At 69.4% G+C, this 19,184-nt stretch carries 18 protein-coding genes and 4 tRNA genes; 15 read left to right on the forward strand and 7 right to left on the reverse strand.

The annotated features are described in order from the left end of the window. Window positions 1-29: 29 nt before the first annotated feature. Both AWC02_RS03480 and AWC02_RS03485 read left to right on the forward strand, forming a co-directional pair. Window positions 30-686 (forward strand): DedA family protein, encoded by a 657-nt coding sequence (locus AWC02_RS03480; protein WP_085127434.1) that lies wholly within the window; start codon window positions 30-32, stop codon window positions 684-686. A 107-nt stretch (window positions 687-793) separates the two neighbouring features. Next, entirely contained in the window at window positions 794-1,414 is a 621-nt protein-coding gene (locus AWC02_RS03485; RefSeq protein WP_085127265.1) for a hypothetical protein, read from the forward strand. Between the two features lie 14 nt (window positions 1,415-1,428). Here the strand turns inward: AWC02_RS03485 and AWC02_RS03490 are convergent, their stop codons facing one another. Together AWC02_RS03490 and AWC02_RS03495 are read right to left on the reverse strand one after the other, a co-directional pair. Next, complete coding sequence (locus AWC02_RS03490; protein ID WP_237160305.1) at window positions 1,429-2,931, reverse strand: carotenoid oxygenase family protein; 1,503 nt, start codon at window positions 2,929-2,931, stop codon at window positions 1,429-1,431. A gap of 473 nt (window positions 2,932-3,404) precedes the next feature. Then, window positions 3,405-3,476: transfer RNA gene (locus AWC02_RS03495), tRNA-Val, on the reverse strand. Window positions 3,477-3,635: 159 nt separating this feature from the next. On the opposite strand from AWC02_RS03495, the gene AWC02_RS03500 reads away from it, so the two are divergent. The 5 genes from AWC02_RS03500 to AWC02_RS03520 all read left to right on the forward strand — a co-directional run bounded on the left by AWC02_RS03500 (window position 3,636) and on the right by AWC02_RS03520 (window position 5,584). Then, window positions 3,636-3,708 (forward strand) — tRNA-Gly (locus AWC02_RS03500). Between the two features lie 30 nt (window positions 3,709-3,738). Beyond that, window positions 3,739-3,809 (forward strand) — tRNA-Cys (locus AWC02_RS03505). Window positions 3,810-3,826: 17 nt separating this feature from the next. Next, window positions 3,827-3,901 (forward strand) — tRNA-Val (locus tag AWC02_RS03510). A gap of 298 nt (window positions 3,902-4,199) precedes the next feature. Then, the gene (locus tag AWC02_RS03515; RefSeq protein ID WP_085127267.1) at window positions 4,200-4,949 is read left to right on the forward strand and encodes a Clp protease N-terminal domain-containing protein; all 750 of its coding nucleotides are present in this window, start codon (window positions 4,200-4,202) and stop codon (window positions 4,947-4,949) included. 98 nt (window positions 4,950-5,047) lie between these two features. Further along, window positions 5,048-5,584 carry a hypothetical protein gene (locus tag AWC02_RS03520; RefSeq protein ID WP_085127438.1) on the forward strand — a complete coding sequence of 179 codons (537 nt, stop codon included), beginning with the start codon at window positions 5,048-5,050 and terminating at the stop codon, window positions 5,582-5,584. Window positions 5,585-5,699: 115 nt separating this feature from the next. Here AWC02_RS03520 and zapE read toward each other — a convergent pair whose 3' ends face one another. Further along, window positions 5,700-6,791, reverse strand: a complete 1,092-nt coding sequence (gene zapE / locus AWC02_RS03525) for a cell division protein ZapE (RefSeq protein WP_085127268.1) — start codon at window positions 6,789-6,791, stop codon at window positions 5,700-5,702. Here zapE and AWC02_RS03530 point away from each other — a divergent pair. From AWC02_RS03530 to msrB, 4 genes are all read left to right on the forward strand, one after another. After that, entirely contained in the window at window positions 6,790-7,572 is a 783-nt protein-coding gene (locus AWC02_RS03530; protein WP_085127270.1) for a pyrimidine reductase family protein, read from the forward strand. The genes zapE and AWC02_RS03530 overlap by 2 nt on opposite strands. A 10-nt stretch (window positions 7,573-7,582) precedes the next feature. Next, window positions 7,583-9,166, forward strand: coding sequence for an alpha/beta fold hydrolase (locus AWC02_RS03535; RefSeq protein ID WP_085127272.1), 1,584 nt, complete (start codon window positions 7,583-7,585; stop codon window positions 9,164-9,166). A 65-nt stretch (window positions 9,167-9,231) separates the two neighbouring features. Beyond that, on the forward strand, window positions 9,232-10,506 hold the full coding sequence (gene aftC, locus AWC02_RS03540) for an arabinofuranan 3-O-arabinosyltransferase (protein ID WP_085127440.1): 1,275 nt from the start codon (window positions 9,232-9,234) through the stop codon (window positions 10,504-10,506). Window positions 10,507-10,548: 42 nt separating this feature from the next. Next, entirely contained in the window at window positions 10,549-10,956 is a 408-nt protein-coding gene (gene msrB, locus AWC02_RS03545; protein ID WP_085127274.1) for a peptide-methionine (R)-S-oxide reductase MsrB, read from the forward strand. 7 nt (window positions 10,957-10,963) lie between these two features. Here msrB and hemQ read toward each other — a convergent pair whose 3' ends face one another. From hemQ to hemE, 3 genes are read right to left on the reverse strand one after another with little or no spacing between them, the layout of a single operon-like run. Beyond that, a complete protein-coding gene (gene hemQ / locus AWC02_RS03550) occupies window positions 10,964-11,665 on the reverse strand; it encodes a hydrogen peroxide-dependent heme synthase (RefSeq protein WP_085127275.1) in 702 nt (233 codons plus the stop codon). A gap of 35 nt (window positions 11,666-11,700) precedes the next feature. Further along, window positions 11,701-13,065 carry a protoporphyrinogen oxidase gene (locus AWC02_RS03555; protein ID WP_085127442.1) on the reverse strand — a complete coding sequence of 455 codons (1,365 nt, stop codon included), beginning with the start codon at window positions 13,063-13,065 and terminating at the stop codon, window positions 11,701-11,703. Further along, complete coding sequence (hemE, locus tag AWC02_RS03560) at window positions 13,059-14,120, reverse strand: uroporphyrinogen decarboxylase (RefSeq protein WP_085127277.1); 1,062 nt, start codon at window positions 14,118-14,120, stop codon at window positions 13,059-13,061. The genes AWC02_RS03555 and hemE overlap by 7 nt, the downstream gene beginning before the upstream one ends. Before the next feature lie 278 nt (window positions 14,121-14,398). On the opposite strand from hemE, the gene AWC02_RS03565 reads away from it, so the two are divergent. From AWC02_RS03565 to AWC02_RS03575, 3 genes are all read left to right on the forward strand, one after another. Beyond that, complete coding sequence (locus tag AWC02_RS03565; RefSeq protein WP_237160310.1) at window positions 14,399-14,935, forward strand: DUF3000 domain-containing protein; 537 nt, start codon at window positions 14,399-14,401, stop codon at window positions 14,933-14,935. 1 nt (window position 14,936) lies between these two features. Then, on the forward strand, window positions 14,937-16,208 hold the full coding sequence (locus AWC02_RS03570) for a ribonuclease D (RefSeq protein ID WP_085127281.1): 1,272 nt from the start codon (window positions 14,937-14,939) through the stop codon (window positions 16,206-16,208). Between the two features lie 157 nt (window positions 16,209-16,365). After that, window positions 16,366-16,773, forward strand: a complete 408-nt coding sequence (locus tag AWC02_RS03575; RefSeq protein ID WP_085127444.1) for a PACE efflux transporter — start codon at window positions 16,366-16,368, stop codon at window positions 16,771-16,773. 5 nt (window positions 16,774-16,778) lie between these two features. Here the strand turns inward: AWC02_RS03575 and dxs are convergent, their stop codons facing one another. Next, window positions 16,779-18,692: a 1-deoxy-D-xylulose-5-phosphate synthase gene (dxs, locus tag AWC02_RS03580; RefSeq protein ID WP_085127283.1), complete on the reverse strand. Its 1,914-nt coding sequence runs from the start codon at window positions 18,690-18,692 to the stop codon at window positions 16,779-16,781. A gap of 47 nt (window positions 18,693-18,739) precedes the next feature. On the opposite strand from dxs, the gene AWC02_RS03585 reads away from it, so the two are divergent. Then, on the forward strand, window positions 18,740-19,183 hold the full coding sequence (locus tag AWC02_RS03585) for a CBS domain-containing protein (RefSeq protein ID WP_085127284.1): 444 nt from the start codon (window positions 18,740-18,742) through the stop codon (window positions 19,181-19,183). The last annotated feature ends 1 nt before the right edge of the window (window position 19,184 follow it).

A 19,184-nucleotide genomic window follows, 5' to 3' on the forward strand; every position in this document is an offset into this window, starting at 1 on the left:
CCTGAGCGCCGTGAGGCATGCTTGGCCGCATGTCGGTGGATATCCTGCTCTACTCGATCCCGCCGGTGCTGGTCTATCTGCTCGTCGGCGGGGTGATCGGCATCGAGAGCCTGGGTGTGCCGCTTCCGGGGGAACTCATGCTGGTGGGCGCCGCGCTGTTGTCGTCGCGGCACGAGCTGGGAGTCGACCCGGTGGGGGTCGCCGCTGCGGCCATCGTCGGGGCTGTCATCGGCGACTCGATCGGCTATTCGATCGGCCGTCGCTTCGGTATGCCGCTGTTCGACCGGCTGGGCCGGCGATTCCCGAACCACTTCGGCCCGGGCCACATCGCATTCGCGGAGCGGTCGTTCGGCCGGTGGGGCAGCCTGGCGGTGTTCTTCGGCCGCTTCATGGCACTGCTGCGCATCCTGGCCGGCCCGCTGGCCGGGGCGCTGCGCATGCCCTACCGGCATTTCCTGATCGCCAACGTTGCCGGGGCCATCTGCTGGGCCGGGGGTACCACGGCCCTGGTGTACTACGCCGGCGTGGCGGCCGAACATTGGCTTTCCCGCTTCTCCTGGGTAGCGCTGCTGGTCGCGGTGCTCGCCGGCCTGATCGGCACCCTCGCGCTGCGGGGACGCATCGGCGCCCACATCGCCGAGCTGGAGGCAAACCATCGGTCCGAGGCGGACGCGGTCCTGGAGTAGTCAGCCAATTGGGGGCGAATAGGGGTTGTCCCCACACCGTGGCCGGAGCATGGTGGAAGGGAGCGGCGGCGCCGCGGGGGCGTCGCCCCGATCGCTCGGAGGCCCCCATGTTCGCGCGCGCAACCACCATTCACGCCCATCCGTCATTCCTCGATGAGGGGATCACCCATGTCCGCACCGTGGTGATGCCGGCCCTGGCCGGAATGGACGGCTGCGCGGGGATGTCGATGCTCGTCGACCGCGACGCCGGCCGGTGCATCGTCACGTCGTCATGGCTGGATGAGGACACCCTGCGGGCAAGCGAGGCCGACGCCGCGCAGATGCGTGACCGCGCCACCGAGATCTTCCATGCCACCGCTGAGATCAGCCGCTGGGAGATCGCTGCGGTGCGCCGTGATCACCGGTCTCAGCGCTATGCCGGGGTGCGGGTCACCTGGCTGCGGACCGACCCCACCGGATGCGATCGGATGATCGACACCTACAAGCTGGCGCTCACACCCGACCTGGAAAATCTCGAGGGCTTCTGCAGCACCACTCTGATGGTCGACCGGCATTCGGGCCGCGCGGTCTCGACCGTGAGCTTCGACGACCGCGCCGCGTTGATCGCCAGTCGCAGCAGTGAGCAGGCCATCTGGGCCCGAGCCGTCAACGAGGCCGCGGCCGAAGTGCTCGAAGTCGCCGAATTCGATTTGGCGATCGCCCACCTGAACGTGCCGGAACTGGCGTAGTCGCCCCAGGGTGCTCAGCTGGCCGGGCGGGCACTGAAGTTGCCGTGAAAACCCTGCGGAATGTGGTGGGTGAGTTCAGCGCGGGCCACCGGGCCGCCGGCGAGATCGCGTGCGTCGAAGACCACCAGGCGTGAGGTGTGCTGCGCGGCCTGGTATTCGACGGTCAGCAGCCACCCGTCGTCCTCGGCGGTGGCGTGCGGCCTGGGCGTGAAGACCGGCTCGCAGAAGCTGTTCCCCTCCCCCTCGGCGGTGTATGTGGTCTCGCTCTGGTCGACCAGGTCCAGCTTGGTGATCGAGTCGTAGAACGAGCTCAGCCGACGCCGGCTGCTGATGTAGGCGTACCGGTGCGGCTTGCCCTCATAGCCCGGGTGGTGGCGCGGAAACTCGCAGGCGGCGTCGCTCAGCCGGTCGCGGGTAAGGCGCCCGGACGCGGTGATCCGGAACCGGGAAAACTCCGAGGGCGCGTCGGTGAGGCTGCTGGTCTGGAACCGCGCGATGCGTTCCAGCAGGCGACCGTCGGCGTAGGTGATCGCATCGACGACCACGTCGGAACCGTCGTCATAGGCGTTACTGAGATGGAACTGGAGCACGGCTTCGCACTCCACCCGCCGGACGGCGCCGCCATCGCGAGGGATCAGCACAAACACGCTGCCGCGTTCGGGCCGATAGTGCAGGGCGTCGCCGAGGGTCCGGCGGCCCAGGGCGATCGGCACCGCGTCGGGGATGATCGGCGACACCAGGAACACCAGGTAGCGCTCGGTGAGCGCGAAATCGTGCACCATGGCCACATACGGCAGCCGCACCGAGCGGAAGTGGCTCAGGCGGCCGCGCACATCGGTGCGATAGATGCGCAGGTGCGGTCGCGGGATGAACTCGACGCCGAAGTTGAACATCTCCCCGCTGCGCGGGCACAGACTCGGGTGCGCCGAGTAGGAACCCATCCAGCGCAGTCGGCCCCCGAATCGGCGCACCCCGCGGGTCTGCAGGGTCACGGGGTCGATTTCGTGTGGCGGGCCGCCCTCCCACAGCGCGTAGAGGTGCCCGGCGTGTTCCACGATGTTGGTGTTGGCCAGATTCGGCGGAATTCTGCCGGCGTTGGACCACCAGCCGCCGGCCGCCGGGGTGCCCAAGTGCCGCGTGCCGGTCTTGCCGCGGTAGTGGCGGGTACGGACGTAGCGGTTGCGGTAGTGCACGCGACCGCCGCCGATGGTGAACGCCGAGACCATGCCGTCGCCGTCGAAGAGGTGGTGCAGTGGCCGCCCGGTGTGGTCCTCCCACCGTCCGGGGCCGTTGCGATACAGCGTCCCGGCCAAATCCGCCGGCAGCGATCCGTCGATCTGGGTCACCGGATAGTCGTATTCGGCCTGTTGCGGCTCGCTCACGCCGAAGCTGCGCCAGTCGGCTTCGGTGAGGCCGGCAAGCCGCTCCGTCGCGCGGCGATGTTCGCCGGGCGGCAACGACGCCAGGTACTTCTGCATGCCCGGCCACGCGGTGTTGGGCGTGGGGGTCAACGTCACGGGTACTCCTCACGCGGATCGGCGGCCCTCGTCACCCAGCCGAGGATCATCGACACCCTAGCCCGAAACGGTCCCGCCCCGACCCTGCCGCGCCGGACCGCCGAAACATCGACGCGGCAGGGCGATTCCCCGCACTCGGGCGATCCCGCCTCCCGGTGCCTGATGCCGCCGGTACAGAAGCGATCGACTCACCGGCACGCATCCGAGCGACCGGCTCCCCCGTCTTCGGTCACTCGTGCCCGCTGCACACTGCTGAAAACACCAGCAGCACTGCGACTTCCGTCAGCGAACCTTGATTGGTTGCAGAGGCGCAGCGCGCGACGGTCCCCAAGTGACTCCGGCAATCCTGCCGGCGCTCGCGCCCGGCAGCCCTGCGGGCCACCTGTGATCGCCGAACCAGACCGGGCCGGACCCCGGTGGCCCGAAGCTTCTCCGAAACGAGAAAAGCCACCTGTCACCAGGTGGCTTTCTTGTGGTCCCGGCTGGGATCGAACCAGCGACCTTCCGCGTGTGAGGCGGACGCTCTCCCCCTGAGCTACGAGACCGGATGAACGAGGACGAACACTAGCACGGCCACCCCCCCGAGTATCAATGCGCAGGGGACTTTTCGCGCGGTTCACCCCTCTGACATGCGGAGTTGTGCTGGCTCACATGTGTCCGCTAATGTTCTGCATCGCGACGGGCGACGATCTCGCCCGTGGCACGCGGATGTAGCGCAGTTGGTAGCGCATCACCTTGCCAAGGTGAGGGTCGCGGGTTCGAATCCCGTCATCCGCTCGAGGGTGTCAAGTGGCATCAACCCCTTGCGGTGGAGTGGCCGAGTGGTGAGGCAACGGCCTGCAAAGCCGTGCACACGGGTTCGATTCCCGTCTCCACCTCCGTCCCAAGGCTCTAAGCGCGGTTAGCTCAGCGGGAGAGCGCTTCCCTGACACGGAAGAGGTCGCTGGTTCAATCCCAGTACCGCGCACCACGATCGACGCAGCGCACGACTTGATGACGCAGTCCGTCATCGGCGAAGGGCGCTTCTGCCGCGCACGACTCTGCGGTCGGCGCATTTTCGGCGCAAATATTTTCCGCGTTAATTCTTTCTCCGCCGTTCCGCTGAATCCTTGAAGCGACCCAATGAACGCCACCTTGGCCGAGCCTGAGCATTACTCAAGTCTCGCTTGCGCCGAACCGCGGAGACCGAGCAGCGACGAGCGTCCCGAACCACGGCTCACGTCAACCCTCGGTTGACGCAGCCATGTTGTCAACCTAACGTTGACGGCATGGCCGACCCCGTTCCGCTCACGCAATTCGTCCGCCTCGACGACCTCATCAACGTCATCACCGGCGTGCACGACAACCCGCTCGAGCAGTTGAGCGATGCGGTGCTGGCAGCCGAACACCTCGGCGAGGTCGCCGACCACCTGATCGGCCACTTCGTCGACCAGGCGCGACGCTCCGGTGCGTCATGGAGCGATATCGGCAAGTCCATGGGCGTCACCAAACAGGCCGCCCAGAAGAGGTTCGTCCCACGCCCGGAAGCCACCGCCCTCGATCCCGAGCAGGGCTTCGCCCGGTTCACTCCCCGGGCACGCAATGCGGTGGTGGCCGCCCAGAACGCGGCCAGCCGGGCGCGCAGCAGCGAGATCACCCCCGAGCATCTGGTCCTGGGCACCCTTGACGATCCCGACGCGCTGGCCAGCGTCCTGCTGACCGCTCAGCACGTCGATCCCGCCGCGGTCGCCGCCGCCGTGGTCCTTGAACCCGGCGACACCGAACCGCCCCCGTTGATTCCGTTCAGCGGTCCAGCCCGCAAGGCTCTCGAGTTGACCTTCCGCACCGCACTTCGCCTCGGCCACAACTACATTGGCACCGAGCATCTGCTGCTGGCACTGCTGGAATCCGAGGACGGCTGCGGCCCCCTGCATCGCACCGGTGTCGACCGGGGCCGGGCAGAAGCCGATCTCGCCCGACTCCTGGCGGGGCTCAGCGCCAACCAGGCCGCCACCCCCGGCGAGGAGACCACCGCCTGACCGGCGGCGGCGACCGCTGCCGCCAGCCGCCGGGCCCAAGGCCCCGCGCCCGCCACCCCGATGTGCCATCATGCCCAGAAGCAAACGAAGAGGACATGATGCATCGCTGGATTCTGGCCCTGGTCACCACCGCCGTCACCGCGGTGGCCGCCCTAACCCTGCCGGCGTCTGGATACGCCACGCCGACCACCACCCCCGAGGCTCCGATTGGGCGTCTCGGAGACACGCTGCGCATCCAGTACCAGGACGAGGCGTTCGGACCGATCGTCGCCGATGTCACGGTGCATGACGTGGTGCCCAGCGAGATCCCGCCGGGTTGGGGTGCGAACGGGTCGCCGCGGTGGCGTAACCAGGGCGGCCCCTGGCGGGCGAATGTGACCGTCCACCCGATCTCGGTGCCCAACCCCTACATCATGGCCGCCTCGGTCACCTTCGACGGCGTCACGCCCGGCGGCGACGCCTACGTGTCCAAGCACACCGACGACCCGACCACCCTGGACGCGTTGCTGACCAACGCTCCGGCGGGTTCCACCGTCAACGGTGGGGTGTACTGGGATGTCTATCGCGGCTTGGTCACCCACGTGGTGATGCTGTCGCGCAACACCGGCCTGCGGCTGGCGCAGTGGAATCTGTGAGCTAACCCCCGCTGTCTGATGCGGCGGTCCAGCTTCGGCTCTCCTTCGCCGAGCCTCGCTAACCCCCGCTGTCTGATGCGGTGGTCCAGCTTCGGCTCTCCTTCGTCGAGCCTCGCTAACCCCCGCTGCTCAGGGCGAGCAGCCGTGAGGTGGCCCGCAGGTATTTCTTTCGGTAGCCGCCCGCCAGCATCTCGGCACTGAAGATTTCGTCGAGTTTGGCGCCCGAAGCCACCACCGGGATACCGGCGTCATAGAGCCGGTCGGTGAGCGCCACCAACCGCAGCGCCACATTCTGATCCTCGATGGGGTGCGCGCCGGTGAGAAACACCGCCGAAACCCCCTCGATCAGCGTCAGGTAGCGCGACGGATGCATGGTGGCCAGGTGCGCACACAGCGCGTCGAAATCGTCCAGTGTCGACCCGGGCCGCGCCGCCGCGCGCTGGGTGACCTCCGGGGTCGAGGGCGGTTCGGGTGCCGGCGGCAGGTCCCGGTGCCGGTAGTCCGGGCCGTCCACCCGAACCGAGGTGAAAATGCTTGCCAAAGCGTGGATCTCGCGCAGAAAGTCCTGGACCGCAAAGCGGCCTTCGCCGAGCTGTTCGGGCAACGTGTTCGAGGTGGCGGCAATCGAGACCCCGCGCGCCACCAGTTCGGACAGAAGCCGCGACACCAGCGTGGTGTTGCCCGGGTCGTCCAGTTCGAACTCGTCGATACAGACCACGGTGTAGCCGCCGAGCAGGTCGATGCACTCGGTGAACCCGAACACCCCGGCCAGCTGGGTCAGCTCCATGAACGTGGCAAACGCCGTCCCGGGCGTCCCGCCGGCGCCGGGGACGCCGCCGGTATCGGTGATGGCGTGGTAGACCGACGCCAGCAGGTGGGTCTTGCCGACACCGAAACCGCCGTCGAGGTAGATCCCCACGCCCGGCAACACTTCGCGGCGGCCCAGCAGCTTGCGCCGTCCGGCGCGCCGGGCCACCGCCTGCTCGCAGAACGCGGTGCACGCGGCCACCGCCGCCGCCTGACTGGGCTGCGCCGGGTCCGGCCGGTAGCTGGCGAAGCTGGCGTGAGCAAACGTCGGAGGCGGTTTGAGCTGGGCGATCAACCGCTCCGGGGAAACCTCCGGACGCCTGTCCACCAGGTGGTCGATCGACTCGGCGGCAGGATTGGGCACGCACGAACTGTAGTCACATGGTGCAATCGAGGCCATGTCCGACCTCAGCGCAGATCCGGGCTTCACCCTGCTGGGCGCCACCGCGCCCGTCGACGACACGGAACTGGGGCGGCTGTATGCCTACCCCGAGGCCGACGGGCCGCGGCCATGGGTGCGGGCCAATTTCATCGGCAGCATCGACGGCGGCGCCACGGTCGCCGGCACCTCCGGCGGCCTGGCCGGGCCCGGCGATCGGTCGGTGTTCATGCTGCTGCGCGCCCTGGCCGACATCATCGTGGTCGGGGCGGGCACCGTCCGGGTCGAGAACTACGGCGGAGCACGGCTCAGCGCCGCGCAACGGCAGGGCCGCCGCGACCGAGGACAGTCCGAGATCCCCCCGCTGGCGATCGTGACCCAGTCCGGGGCACTGGACCGCGACCTGCGGGTGTTCAACGACACCGAGGTGGCGCCGCTGGTGTTGACCTGCACCGCGGCAGCCGCCGATGCCCGGCAGCGGCTGGCCGGGAACGCCGAGGTCCTGGACTGCTCCGGCGATGATCCCGACCGCGTCGATGAGGCTGTGCTGCTGGACGCATTGGCGCAGCGCGGGCACCTGCGGGTGCTCACCGAGGGCGGACCGCGCCTGCTGGGGTCGTTGATCGAGCGCGAGCTGCTCGACGAGCTGTGCCTGACCTTGGCGCCGTATCTGGTCGGCGGCCTGGCTCGCCGCATCGCCACCGGACCGGGCGAGCTGACAACGCCGATGCGCTGCGCTCATCTGCTCACCGACGACTCCGGCTACCTCTACGCCCGGTACGTCAAAAGCGCGCGCCTATAAGGTGACAGGCATGACCAGCTCCTCGAGGTTCGCCCGGACCGTGGTGGTCGCGGTTGCCGCCGTACTGACCGGGTCCGCGCCGCTGCTGGCCGGTTGTGCGCCCGGGCTGGCCGCCAACCCGCGTTTTGCGACCAATTCCGGCGCCGGGCCGCAGGGGCAACCCGCCTCCACCCCCGACCAAGCCGGTCCACCACCGGTAGAGGTGCCCAAGAACGACCTGCCCTGGCATGACTGCACCGCCCGGATGTTCAGCGACGCCGCCGTGCCCGCCACGCCCGGGGTGCGGCTGGACTGCTCCAGCTACGACGCCGACGTCGACCCGCTCGGCGGCGGTTCCTCTTCGATCAGCATCGGGGTGGTCCGGGCCCGGTCGGTGCAGACCCCCGGCGACGCCGGCCCGGTGGTGTTCACCACGGGCTGGGATCTGCCGTCGTCGCTGCAGCTGCCGATCTGGCTGTCCCGCGCCGGCGCAGACGTGCTCAAGAGCCACCCCATCGTCGCCGTGGACCGGCGCGGCATCGGGATGTCCAGCCCCGTGGACTGCCGCAGTCGCAGCCAGCGCGACGAGATGTGGAACCAGGCCCAGTTCGCCCCCGGCGACGATCCGGTGGCCAATCTGGGCACCATCACGATGGAGGCCACCACCGACTGCACCGACTCCATCTCGCCGGGCGAGTCCTCCTACGACAACACCCATGCCGCCACCGACCTCGAGCGGCTGCGCAGCATCTGGGACGTTCCCGCACTGGCGCTGCTGGGTATCGGAAACGGTGCCCAGGTCGCCCTGGCCTACGCCGGGTCGCACCCGGGGAAAGTGGCCCGGCTGGCCCTGGACTCCCCCATTCCCCTCGGCGTGGCCGCCGAAGCCGCCGCCGAGCAGCGGGTCAAGGGCCAACAGGCGGCCCTGGACGCCTTTGCCGCGCAGTGCGCCGCGGTCGGCTGTGCGCTGGGCCCGGACCCCAAGGGCGCCGTCGACGCGGTCCTGGACTCCGCGCGCTCCGGAGGGGGCCCCGGCGGTGCCTCGGTGGCCGCGGTGACCCACGCGATCGTCACCGCTCTGGGTTATCCCATCGGCGATCGGGTCAACAGCACCAACGAACTGGCCAGAGCACTGGCGTCGGCCAACTCCGGCGACGCCAACCTGCTGAACAATCTGATCAACCGGGCCCAGGGCACCACCGGCAGCGACGGCCACTTCATCAACGCGTGCGCCGACGCCCTCAACCGGCCCACCCCCGACCGGATCCGGGAACTGGTGGTCGCCTGGGGCAAGCTCTACCCCCAGTTCGGCACCGTCGGCGCACTGGATATGGCGCAGTGCCTGAGCTGGCCCACCAGCAGCACTCCCGAGCAGCCCAAAGAACTCAAGATCGACGTGCTGCTGCTCGGGGCCCAAAACGATCCGATCGTCGGCGAGGAGGGGGTGGCGGCCACCGCCGCGGCCGTCATCAACGCCGGATCGGCCAGTAAGCGGGTGATGTGGCAGGGCATCGGCCACGGCGCCGCGGTGTATTCGGCATGCACGCTGCCGCCGCTGATCGGCTACCTCGACACCGGCAAGTTGCCCGACACCGACGTCTACTGCCCGGCCTGACCCTGATCCGGACCCGCGGGCCCCGCCCGCGGTACGGTTCGCTGGTGACGGCAGCCGACTCCTTGATGCACCGGGCGGGCACCGCCCTACTGAACGCGTTCCGGCCCCCCACCTCTCCGCCGAGCACCGCCACCGTGCTGCGTTCGGTGCTGTGGCCGGTGGCCATCATGTCCGTGCTGCACCGCTCGATTGTGTTGCCGCTGAACGGCAACATCACCGATGACTTCAAACCGGTGTACCGGGCGGTCCTGAACTTCCGGCACGGCCTGGACATCTACAACGAGCATTTCGACTACGTCGATCCGCACTATCTGTACTCCCCCGGCGGCACGCTGCTGATGTCGCCATTCGGCTATCTGCCCGAGACGCTGTCGCGCTACACCTTCATCGCCACCAACACGATCGCGATCCTGCTCGCCGCCTACCTGCTGCTGCGGATGTTCGGTTTCGGGCTGAGCTCGGTGGCGGCACCGGCCCTGCTGGCCGCGATGTTCCTCACCGAGAGTGTGAGCAGCACGCTGGTGTTCACCAACATCAACGGGGTGATTTTGCTGGCCGAAGTGCTCTACTTCCGCTGGCTTCTCGACGGCCGGGCGAGCCGCCAGTGGTGGGCGGGGGTCGCGATCGGCCTGACCCTGGTGGTCAAGCCGGTCCTGATGCCGCTGCTGCTCCTGCCGCTGCTGAGCCGGCAGTGGCGGCCCTTCGTCGGGGCGATCGCGACACCGGTGCTGTTCAACCTGGTGGCTTTCCCGCTGTCCAGCGACCCGACCAGCTACTTCACCCAGACGGTTCCCTACATCATGGGCACCCGCGACTACTTCAACTCCTCGATTCTGGGCAACGGCGTGTTCTTCGGCCTGCCCTCGGGGTTGATCTTGTTCATGCGGGTGCTGTTCACCGTGCTGGCCGCGGTCAGCCTGTGGCTGCTCTACCGCTACTACCGCACCCGCGACCCCCGATTCTGGATGCTGACCTCCTCGGGTGTGCTGCTGACGACCTCGTTCCTGGTGTTGTCCCTGGGACAGGGCTACTACTCGATCGTGCTGTTCCCGTTCCTGATGACGGTGGTGCTGCCCAATTCGGTGCTGCGCAACTGGCCGGCCTGGCTGGCCGTCTACGGCTTCATGACGCTGGACAAGTGGCTGATCTTCCGGTGGATGAACATCGGTCGCCCGCTGGACTATCTGAAGATCACCTACGGCTGGTCACTGCTGGTGATCGTCGTGTGCGCCGTGCTGTGTTACCGCTACCTCGACGCCCGCGAACAGGGGCGCCTAGACGACGGGATCGACCCGGCCTGGCTGGCGACTCCACCGGCGAAAGCCGCCGCGACGACCTAGCCGCGCGCAGCGGGACAACCGCGGGCGGATTACCGTGGGTACATGACGTCTCCCAAGGTCTCCCTCACCGACGATGAGTGGCGCGCAAAGCTGAGTCCCGAAGAGTTCGCGGTGCTGCGCCGCGCCGGTACCGAGCCGCCCAACACCGGCGAATACACCGACACGACCGCCGAGGGCATCTATGAATGCCGGGCCTGCGGTGCCGAGTTGTTCCGCAGCACCGAGAAGTTCCAGTCGCACTGCGGCTGGCCGTCGTTCTTCGACCCGGCCGACTCCGACGCGGTGATCCTGCGCCCGGACAACTCGCTGGGCCGGCAACGCACCGAGGTGTTGTGCGCGTCGTGCCACAGCCATCTGGGCCACGTGTTCACCGGAGAGGGCTACCCCACCCCCACCGACCAGCGCTACTGCATCAACTCGATCTGCCTGCGGCTGGTACCGCCGGCCTAGCGGGCTGCTACGGCAGCGAGGCCACCAACTGCTCGACCTCGACCCGGGGCCCGGTGAAGAACGGGGTCTCCTCCCGGGCGTGCAACCGCGCCTCGGTGTTGCGCAGGTCGCGCATCAGGTCGACGATCCGGTCGAGTTCGGGCGCCTCGAAGGCCAAGATCCACTCGTAGTCGCCGAGCGCGAACGCGGGCACGGTGTTGGCCCGCACATCCTTGTAGTCGCGGGCCGCCATGCCGTGCTCGGCCAGCATCCGGCGGCGGTCCTCTTCGGGCAGGACATACCACTCGAGCGAACGCACGAAGGGGTACACGCAGACGTAGGCGCCTGCCGGTTCGCCGGCGATGAACGCCGGGAGATGGCTCCGGTTGAACTCCGCCGGCCGATGCAACGCCACGCTGCTCCACACCGGCTTGCAGGCCCCGCCCAGCGCGGTGCGGCGGAACCCTGCGTAGGTGGCCTGCAGGTCTTCGATGCGCTCGGCGTGAGTCCAGATCATGAAGTCGGCGTCGGCACGCAGGCCGGCGACGTCGTACACCCCGCGGACCACCACGCCGCGCTCTTCCTGCTGCTTCAAGTAGGTGGCGACCTGGTCGGCGATCGCCTCGCGCGTCTCACCGACCGCCTCGAGTCCACCCGGATTCACCGAGAACACCGAGAACATCAGGTAGCGGAGGGTGGAATTCAGCTTGTCGTAGTCGAGGTGCGCCATGATCCCTATGCTGCCACGATGCCCTGTGAAGACTGCTAGGGCGCCGGGGTTGCGCTGATCACGGCCGCCACGGCCCGGTCGGCCGCCGCGATGCACGCCGGCACCCCGATGCCGTCGAGATAGTTACCGGCGACCGCCACGGTCGGCGGCAGCGCCGCACGCAACCCGGCGATCAGGTCGGCGTGGCCGGAGCGATATTGCGGCATCACCGCAGCCCAGCGCTGCACCCGCACGTCGATCGGGTCCACCGTGACCCCGAAGACCGCCTCCAGGTCCTGCACCGACCACCCCACCAGTTCGGCGTCGGAGACGCCGATCCGCGAGTCTCCGAACCGGCCGAAGGACAACCGCAGGACCTCCACCCGGCCGCCGTAACCCCGGTCTCCCCACTTGCGCGAGGTCAGGGTGATCGCCTTGGCATGCAGCCGCTCCCCGGTGGCCACCAGCACCCCGGAGTTGTCCGGGAACGCCGCGCCGGCAGGCACCGCCATGGCGACCACCACCGACGAGGCGTTGTCGATCCGGCTGGCCGCCGCCGCGGCGCGGGGCGCGAATCCGGTGGCCAGCCGCGCCAGCTGCGGCGCGGGAACCGCGACCACCACGCGGTCGGCACGGTGGTGACCTCCACCGGCGTCCCGCAACAGCCAACCCTGGCCGACCGGGTCGATCTGGGTGACCGCGGACTGCACCCAGCGGGGCCGGGCGCTGCGCACCAGTGCATTCACCAACACCTGGTATCCGCCGGTGATCGCGCCGAACACCGGAACGCCGGTCGTGGCGGGCAGCGTTCGACGCACCGCCTCGGTCATGCTGGGGACCCCCGCGTCGAGCAGGGCGGCCAGCCCGGGAACCGCCGAGCGCAGCCCGACAGTCGCGGCCGACCCCGCGTAGACCCCGCCGATCAGCGGATCGACCGATGATGCGACCACCTGTTCGCCGAACCGGTCGGCGACCAGGGCGCCCAGCGCCGGGTCACTGCCCGGCTCGAACGCCAGCGGGCGGGTGGGTTCACCGGCGATTCGGGCGAGCGTCTCGGCGTCGACCAGTCCGGCCATGGACGCCGGCGAGGACGGAATGCCGCTCACGGTGTCCGCCGGCAGCCGATGCAGCAGCCGGTTGCGGTACAGCAGCGGCCGCGCCCCCGTCGTACCGCGCTGCCGGTCGGCCAGCCCGAGCTCGGCCAGCAGGGCGGGCACCTCGGGCCGGCGGGCGATAAACGCCTCGGCCCCGACGTCGACGCTCAGTCCGCCCAGGCTCTCGGTCCGCAGCAGTCCCCCGAGCCGGTCGGCGGGATCGAAGATGGTGATGTCGGCTGCGTCGCCGAGTGTCGCTCGCAGCCGGTGGGCGGCGGCCAGACCGGAGATTCCGCCCCCGACGACGCAGTACGACGTGGTCACAATGAATGAACCAGCGACACCAGGTCGGTCAACACCCCGGGATCCGTCTCCGGCAGCACGCCGTGCCCCAGGTTGAACACGTGCCCCGCCGCTCCGGCTTGCACCGCGGCACGGCCGTCGGCGATCACGGCCCTGGCCGCCCGCTCCACCACCGGCCAGCCCGCCAGCAGCACCGCCGGGTCCAGGTTGCCCTGCAGTGCGGTGCCGGCGCCGACGCGGGCCGCGGCATCGGCCAGCGAGGTGCGCCAGTCCACCCCGACCATCCTGGCCGGCGCCGGCTGCATGACCTCGGCCATCACGCCCAGCAGCTCGCCGGTCTGCACCCCGAAGTGCGTCATGGGGACCCCACGGTCGGCGAGGGTGGCGAAAACCCGGGCGCTGTGCGGGGCTACGTAGCGCCGGTAGTCGGCCCGGCACAGGGCCCCGGCCCAGGAGTCGAACAACTGGATGGCGTCCACGCCGTGGTCGAGCTGCACCGACAGGAACCCGATGGTCAGGTCGGTGAGCCGGGTCATCAATTCGTGCCAGCTGTCCGGATCGGCCAGCATCATCGCCTTGGTCCGGGCGTGGGTCCGGCTGGGACCGCCCTCGACCAGGTAGGAGGCCAGCGTGAACGGCGCGCCGGCGAAGCCGATCAGCGGCACCTGCCCCAGCGCGTCCACCAGCAGCGATACCGCCGTCGCGACCGCCGCCACCTGCTGCGGGTCCAGCGGCTTGAGTGCCGCGACGTCGGCGGCGGTCCGCACCGGGCTGGCGATCACCGGCCCGACGTCGGGCACGATGTCCAGATCCACCCCGGCCCCGCGCAGCGGCACCACGATGTCGGAGAACAGGATCGCCGCATCCACGTTGTGGCGGCGCACCGGCTGCAGGGTGATCTCGCAGACCAGCTCCGGGTCGAAGCAGGCCTCCATCATGGTGTGCTGGGCGCGCAGCTCCCGGTATTCGGGCAGGGAACGACCGGCCTGGCGCATGAACCAGACCGGCACCCTGCTGGGAGTCCGGCCGGCGACGGCGGTCAGGTACGGGGAATCGGGCAGTTCACGACGGGGGCTCATCGCGCTCAATGCTGCCACGCCCGCCCGCCACAGGCCGAACCGTGCCGATTCTGCGCGCCGGTGCTGGCCTCCCCTCTCGCCGAACCGGGGTGATTCGGCGCGCCTGTCTGCGCCGACCGGCGCCGGGGGTTAGCGTGAGATCCGGTGACCCGCGTCGCGGCGGTGCGCAATCCAACTCTGGGCGCCGGCCGCTGGCGATGCGGCGCACAGCGATCAGTTAAGGAGCGGCACCCGTGACATCAGCCGAGCCTGCCCCGTTCCGGGAAGCGGTGGCGACGATGCACGCCGCGACGGTGCGGTCGGAGATCGAATTGGGCCCGATCCGGCCCCCGCAGCGCCTGGCGCCCTACAGCTACGCCCTGGGCGCCGAGGTCAAGCATCCCGAGACCGACTTCGTCCCGGAAGACTCCGACGGTGATGCCTTCGGCCGGCTGATCCTGCTCTACGACCCCGACGGCACCGACGCCTGGGACGGCACCATGCGGCTGGTGGCCTTCATCCAGGCCGACCTGGATCCGCAGGAGGCGATCGACCCGCTGCTGCCCGAGGTCGCCTGGAGTTGGCTGGTGGAGGCCCTGGGGGCCCGCACGGAACACGTCACCGCACTGGGCGGCACCGTCACCGCCACCACCTCGGTCCGCTACGGCGACATCGCCGGGCCACCGCGGGGACACCAGCTGGAACTGCGCGCGTCCTGGACGGCGACCACACCCGAGCTGGGCAGCCATGTCCAGGCGTTCTGTGAGGTCCTGGAGCACGCCGCGGGCCTGCCCCCGGTCGGGATCACCGATCTGAGTTCGCGAACCCGCGTCTGAGATGTCCGAGCAGATTCAAGAACCGGCCACCGACGAGCCCGAGCCGACACCGCTGTCGCATCCCGCCGAGGGGGTGCCCGAGGTGTCGACCACGCGCCGGCAGGTGCATGCGGCCGCCGATCTGCTGGCGGGCGGCCACGGCCCGTTCGCGGTGGACGCCGAGCGGGCCTCGGGCTTCCGTTACTCCAATCGGGCCTACCTGATTCAGATTCGCCGGGCCGGCGCGGGGACGGTGTTGATCGATCCGGTCGGCGCGGGCGAGGACCCGGCCGCCCTGCTGCGCCCGGTCGCCGAGGTGCTCGACGACGACGAATGGATTCTGCACGCCGCCGATCAGGATCTGGCCTGCCTGGCCGAGGTGGGGATGTGGCCCAAGGCGCTCTACGACACCGAGTTGGCCGGCCGGCTCGCCGGCTTCGAGCGGGTGAATCTGGCCGCGATGGTGCAGCGCCTGTTGGGGCTGGGTCTGGCCAAGGGGCACGGTGCCGCCGACTGGTCCAAACGGCCGCTGCCGGCCGAATGGCTCAACTACGCCGCCCTGGACGTCGAGGTGCTCATCGAACTGCGCCACGCGGTCGCCGAGGTGCTGTCCGAGCAGGGCAAAACCGACTGGGCAGCACAGGAGTTCAACCACCTCCGGGTGACGGACTTCACCACGACCACACGCCGGGACCGGTGGCGGCGCACGTCGGGGATTCACAAGGTGCGGGATCGGCGCGGCCTGGCCGCGGTTCGGGAGTTGTGGACCGTACGCGACCAGATCGCGGCGCGCCGCGATGTCGCGCCCGGTCGCATCCTGCCCGACGCCGCGATCATCGCCGCGGCAATAGCCAACCCCACGACCGTCGAGGAACTGCTCGCTCTGCCGGTGTTCGGCGGCCCCAGGCAACGCCGCAGCGCGTCAACCTGGCTGGCCGCACTCGCTGCGGCTCGTGACAACCCGGAGCCGCTGGAAACCGGCGAAGCCGCCAACGGCCCACCACCGCCGTCCCGCTGGGCTCGGCGCAAACCCGAGGCCGCCGCCCGCCTCGATGCGGCGCGCGCCGCGCTGACCGCGGTGTCCGAACAGGTGAACGTGCCGACGGAGAATCTGATCACCCCCGAGCTGGTGCGCCGGTTGTGCTGGGACTGGAAACCGACGCGGTCAGACGCCGCGACGGTGATCGAGGAGTTTCTGGCCGCCGGCGGCGCGCGGCCGTGGCAACGCGCCCTGACGGTGCCGGTACTGGCCGAGGCGCTCAGCGGCACGGCAGGCGCCAACCGCCCGCAGTGAGCGCCGGGCGGGTTCGGATCACCGGCGCTCGCGTGAACTGTTGCTACACTTCCCACAGAGCAGCCGAATCGGCATTTCGGCCAGTGCTTTCACCCACTCGCACCGTGGACGTGAACCGTCAAGGACTTCCCATGGCTGAATTTCCTTGGAGGGCTTGGTGTCTCGAACTTTTCGCCGGATCGTCTACGTCATCAGCTACGAGCTGGTCGCCGTTGCGCTGACCACCCTCGGGCTGACCTTCCTGGGGTTCGGCGGCGGGAGCTCAGGAGTGGTGGCGGTGGCCGCGTCGACCGTCGCGGTTATCTGGAATTACCTGTGGACCACCGCGTTTGAGAGCTGGGAGCGGCGCCAGCCCTGCCGCACCCGCACCCTTCGGCGCCGGATCGCCCACGCCGTCGGTTTCGAAGGCGGCCTGGTGGTGCTGTTGTTGCCGATTGTGGCCCACACCTTGAAAGTGTCGCTGCTGGAGGCCTTCGGTCTCGAAATCGGCCTGCTGGCTTTCTTTCTCGTCTACACCTTCGTGTTCGCGTGGGTGTTCGACACGATCTGGCCACCGGCGAGCTGAGCCCGCTAGTCGAGACTCTCGCTGACCTCGTCGACGCAAGCGCTCGAGCCCAGAGCCGCCACCCACCCGGTGATCTGGCGGGCCACGTCCTGCGGGGTCAGGCCGACCTCGGCCAGCACCTCGCCGCGCGAGGCGTGGTCGTAGAAGCGCTGGGGCAGGCCGACGTCGCGGCAGGGCAGATCGAGCTCGGCGCGGCGCAGCGCCGCCGACACCGCCGAGCCGACACCCCCGGCCACCCCGTTGTCCTCGCAGGTGACCACCAGTTTGTGCGCAGCGGCCATCTCGACGAGCACGTCGGGCACCGGGAGCACCCAGCGCGGATCGATCACGGTCACTCCGATACCCTGCTTGCGCAGGCGCTCGGCCACCGCCAGCGCCATCGGGGCGAACGCGCCGACCGCGACGAGCAGAACGTCGGCGGCCAGACCGTCGGCCGGCACCGCCAGCACGTCCACCCCGGACCGTCGCTCAACAGCGGGAATATCTTCGCCCACTTCCCCTTTCGGGAATCGCAACGCGGTGGGGCCGTCGTCGACATCGAGCGCTTCACCGAGTTGTTCACGCAGCCGCACGCCGTCGCGCGGTGCGGCCACCCGGATACCGGGCACCACACCCAGAATGGACAGATCCCACATGCCGTTGTGGCTGGCGCCGTCGGGCCCGGTGATCCCGGACCGGTCCAGCACCAGCGTGACCGGCAGCTGATGCAGCGCCACGTCCATCATGAGCTGGTCGAAGGCGCGGTTGAGGAACGTCGAGTAGACCGCCACCACCGGGTGCAGACCGCCCATCGCCAGCCCCGCCGCGGAGGTCAAGGCGTGCTGCTCGGCGATCCCGACGTCGAACATCCGATCCGGAAAACGCTGCCCGAACGGCGCCAGCCCGGTGGGGCCGGGCATGGCAGCGGTGATCGCCACCACATCGCGGCGCTTGGCGCCGTACTCGATGAGCGCATCGGAGAACACCGCCGTCCAGCCACGCCCGGACGTCTCGGCGGCGTAGCCGGTCAACGGGTCGATCACCCCGCAGGCGTGCATCTGCTCGGCCTCGTCGTTCTCGGCCGGGCCGTAGCCCTTGCCCTTGCGGGTCACCACGTGCACGATCACCGGCCCGCCGAACCCGCGCGCGCGGCGCAACGCCGACTCCACCGCCGCCTCGTCATGGCCGTCGATCGGCCCCAGGTATTTCAGGCCGAGGTCGGTGAAGAGTGCCTGCGGCGCCAGCGCGTCCTTGAGGCCCGCTTTGACGCTGTGGATGACCTGGTAGCCGAGTTCGCCGACCAGTGGCACGCCGCGGACCGCGGTCCGGCCCCGTTCCAGCAGCCGCTCGTAGGCCGGCTGCAGCCGCAGGACGGCCAGATGGTCGGCGAAGCCGCCGATGGTGGGCGCGTAGCTGCGGCCGTTGTCGTTGACCACGATCACCACCGGACGGTTGCCCGCAGCGATGTTGTTGAGCGCCTCCCAGCACATCCCACCGGTCAGGGCGCCGTCGCCGACGACGGCCACCACGTGCCGGTTGCGGTGCCCGGTCAGCTCAAAGGCTTTCGCCAGCCCGTCGGCGTAGGACAGCGCCGAACTGGCATGGCTGGATTCCACCCAGTCGTGCTCGCTCTCCGCGCGCGACGGGTAACCCGACAGGCCGCCCTTCTTGCGCAGCGTGTCGAAGTCGAGGCTGCGCCCGGTCAGCATCTTGTGCACGTAGGCCTGGTGGCCGGTGTCGAAGATGATCGGGTCGTGCGGCGAGTCGAACACCCGGTGCAACGCCAAAGTGAGTTCCACCACACCCAGGTTCGGCCCCAGATGTCCGCCGGTTGCGGCGACCTTGTGGATCAGGAACTCGCGGATCTCCGCCGCCAAATCGGTCAGCTGGGCCTGCGAAAGGTGCTGCAGATCGGCGGGGCCGCGGATCCCTTCAAGCATCTGGCCAGTCTACGCACGGCGACCGGAAGCCCAGCTATGGTCGTCCTATGCGTGCCGCGGAGATCGCCGAGGAATTCCCGGTGGTGGCCATCGACTCCAGCGCCCTATCGGCAGCCAAACTGCTCGCCGAGCACCGGTTGCCTGGGATCGTGGTGGTCGATGGATCGGGTCGTCCCCTAGCAGTGCTGCCCGGCTCCCAGGTGGTGCGTTTCATCGTGCCGGGCTACATCCAAGACGACCCGTCGCTGGCGGGTGTGCTCAACGAGCACATGGCCGATCACGCCGCCGACAAGCTGGGCGCCAAAGCAGTACGCGACATGCTGCCCGAGCACCTGCCCGAATTGCCGGCCGCCGGCGCCGACGAAACCGTGATCGAAGTCGCTTCCACCATGGCCCGCTTGCGTAGCCCGCTGGTCGCCGTGGTCAAAAGCGGTACACTGCTCGGCGTGATCACCGCGTCGCGTCTGCTGGCCATGGCCCTGGAAGCCTGAT

This window comes from Mycolicibacter engbaekii, from assembly GCF_002101585.1.
GTDB lineage: Bacteria > Actinomycetota > Actinomycetes > Mycobacteriales > Mycobacteriaceae > Mycobacterium > Mycobacterium engbaekii.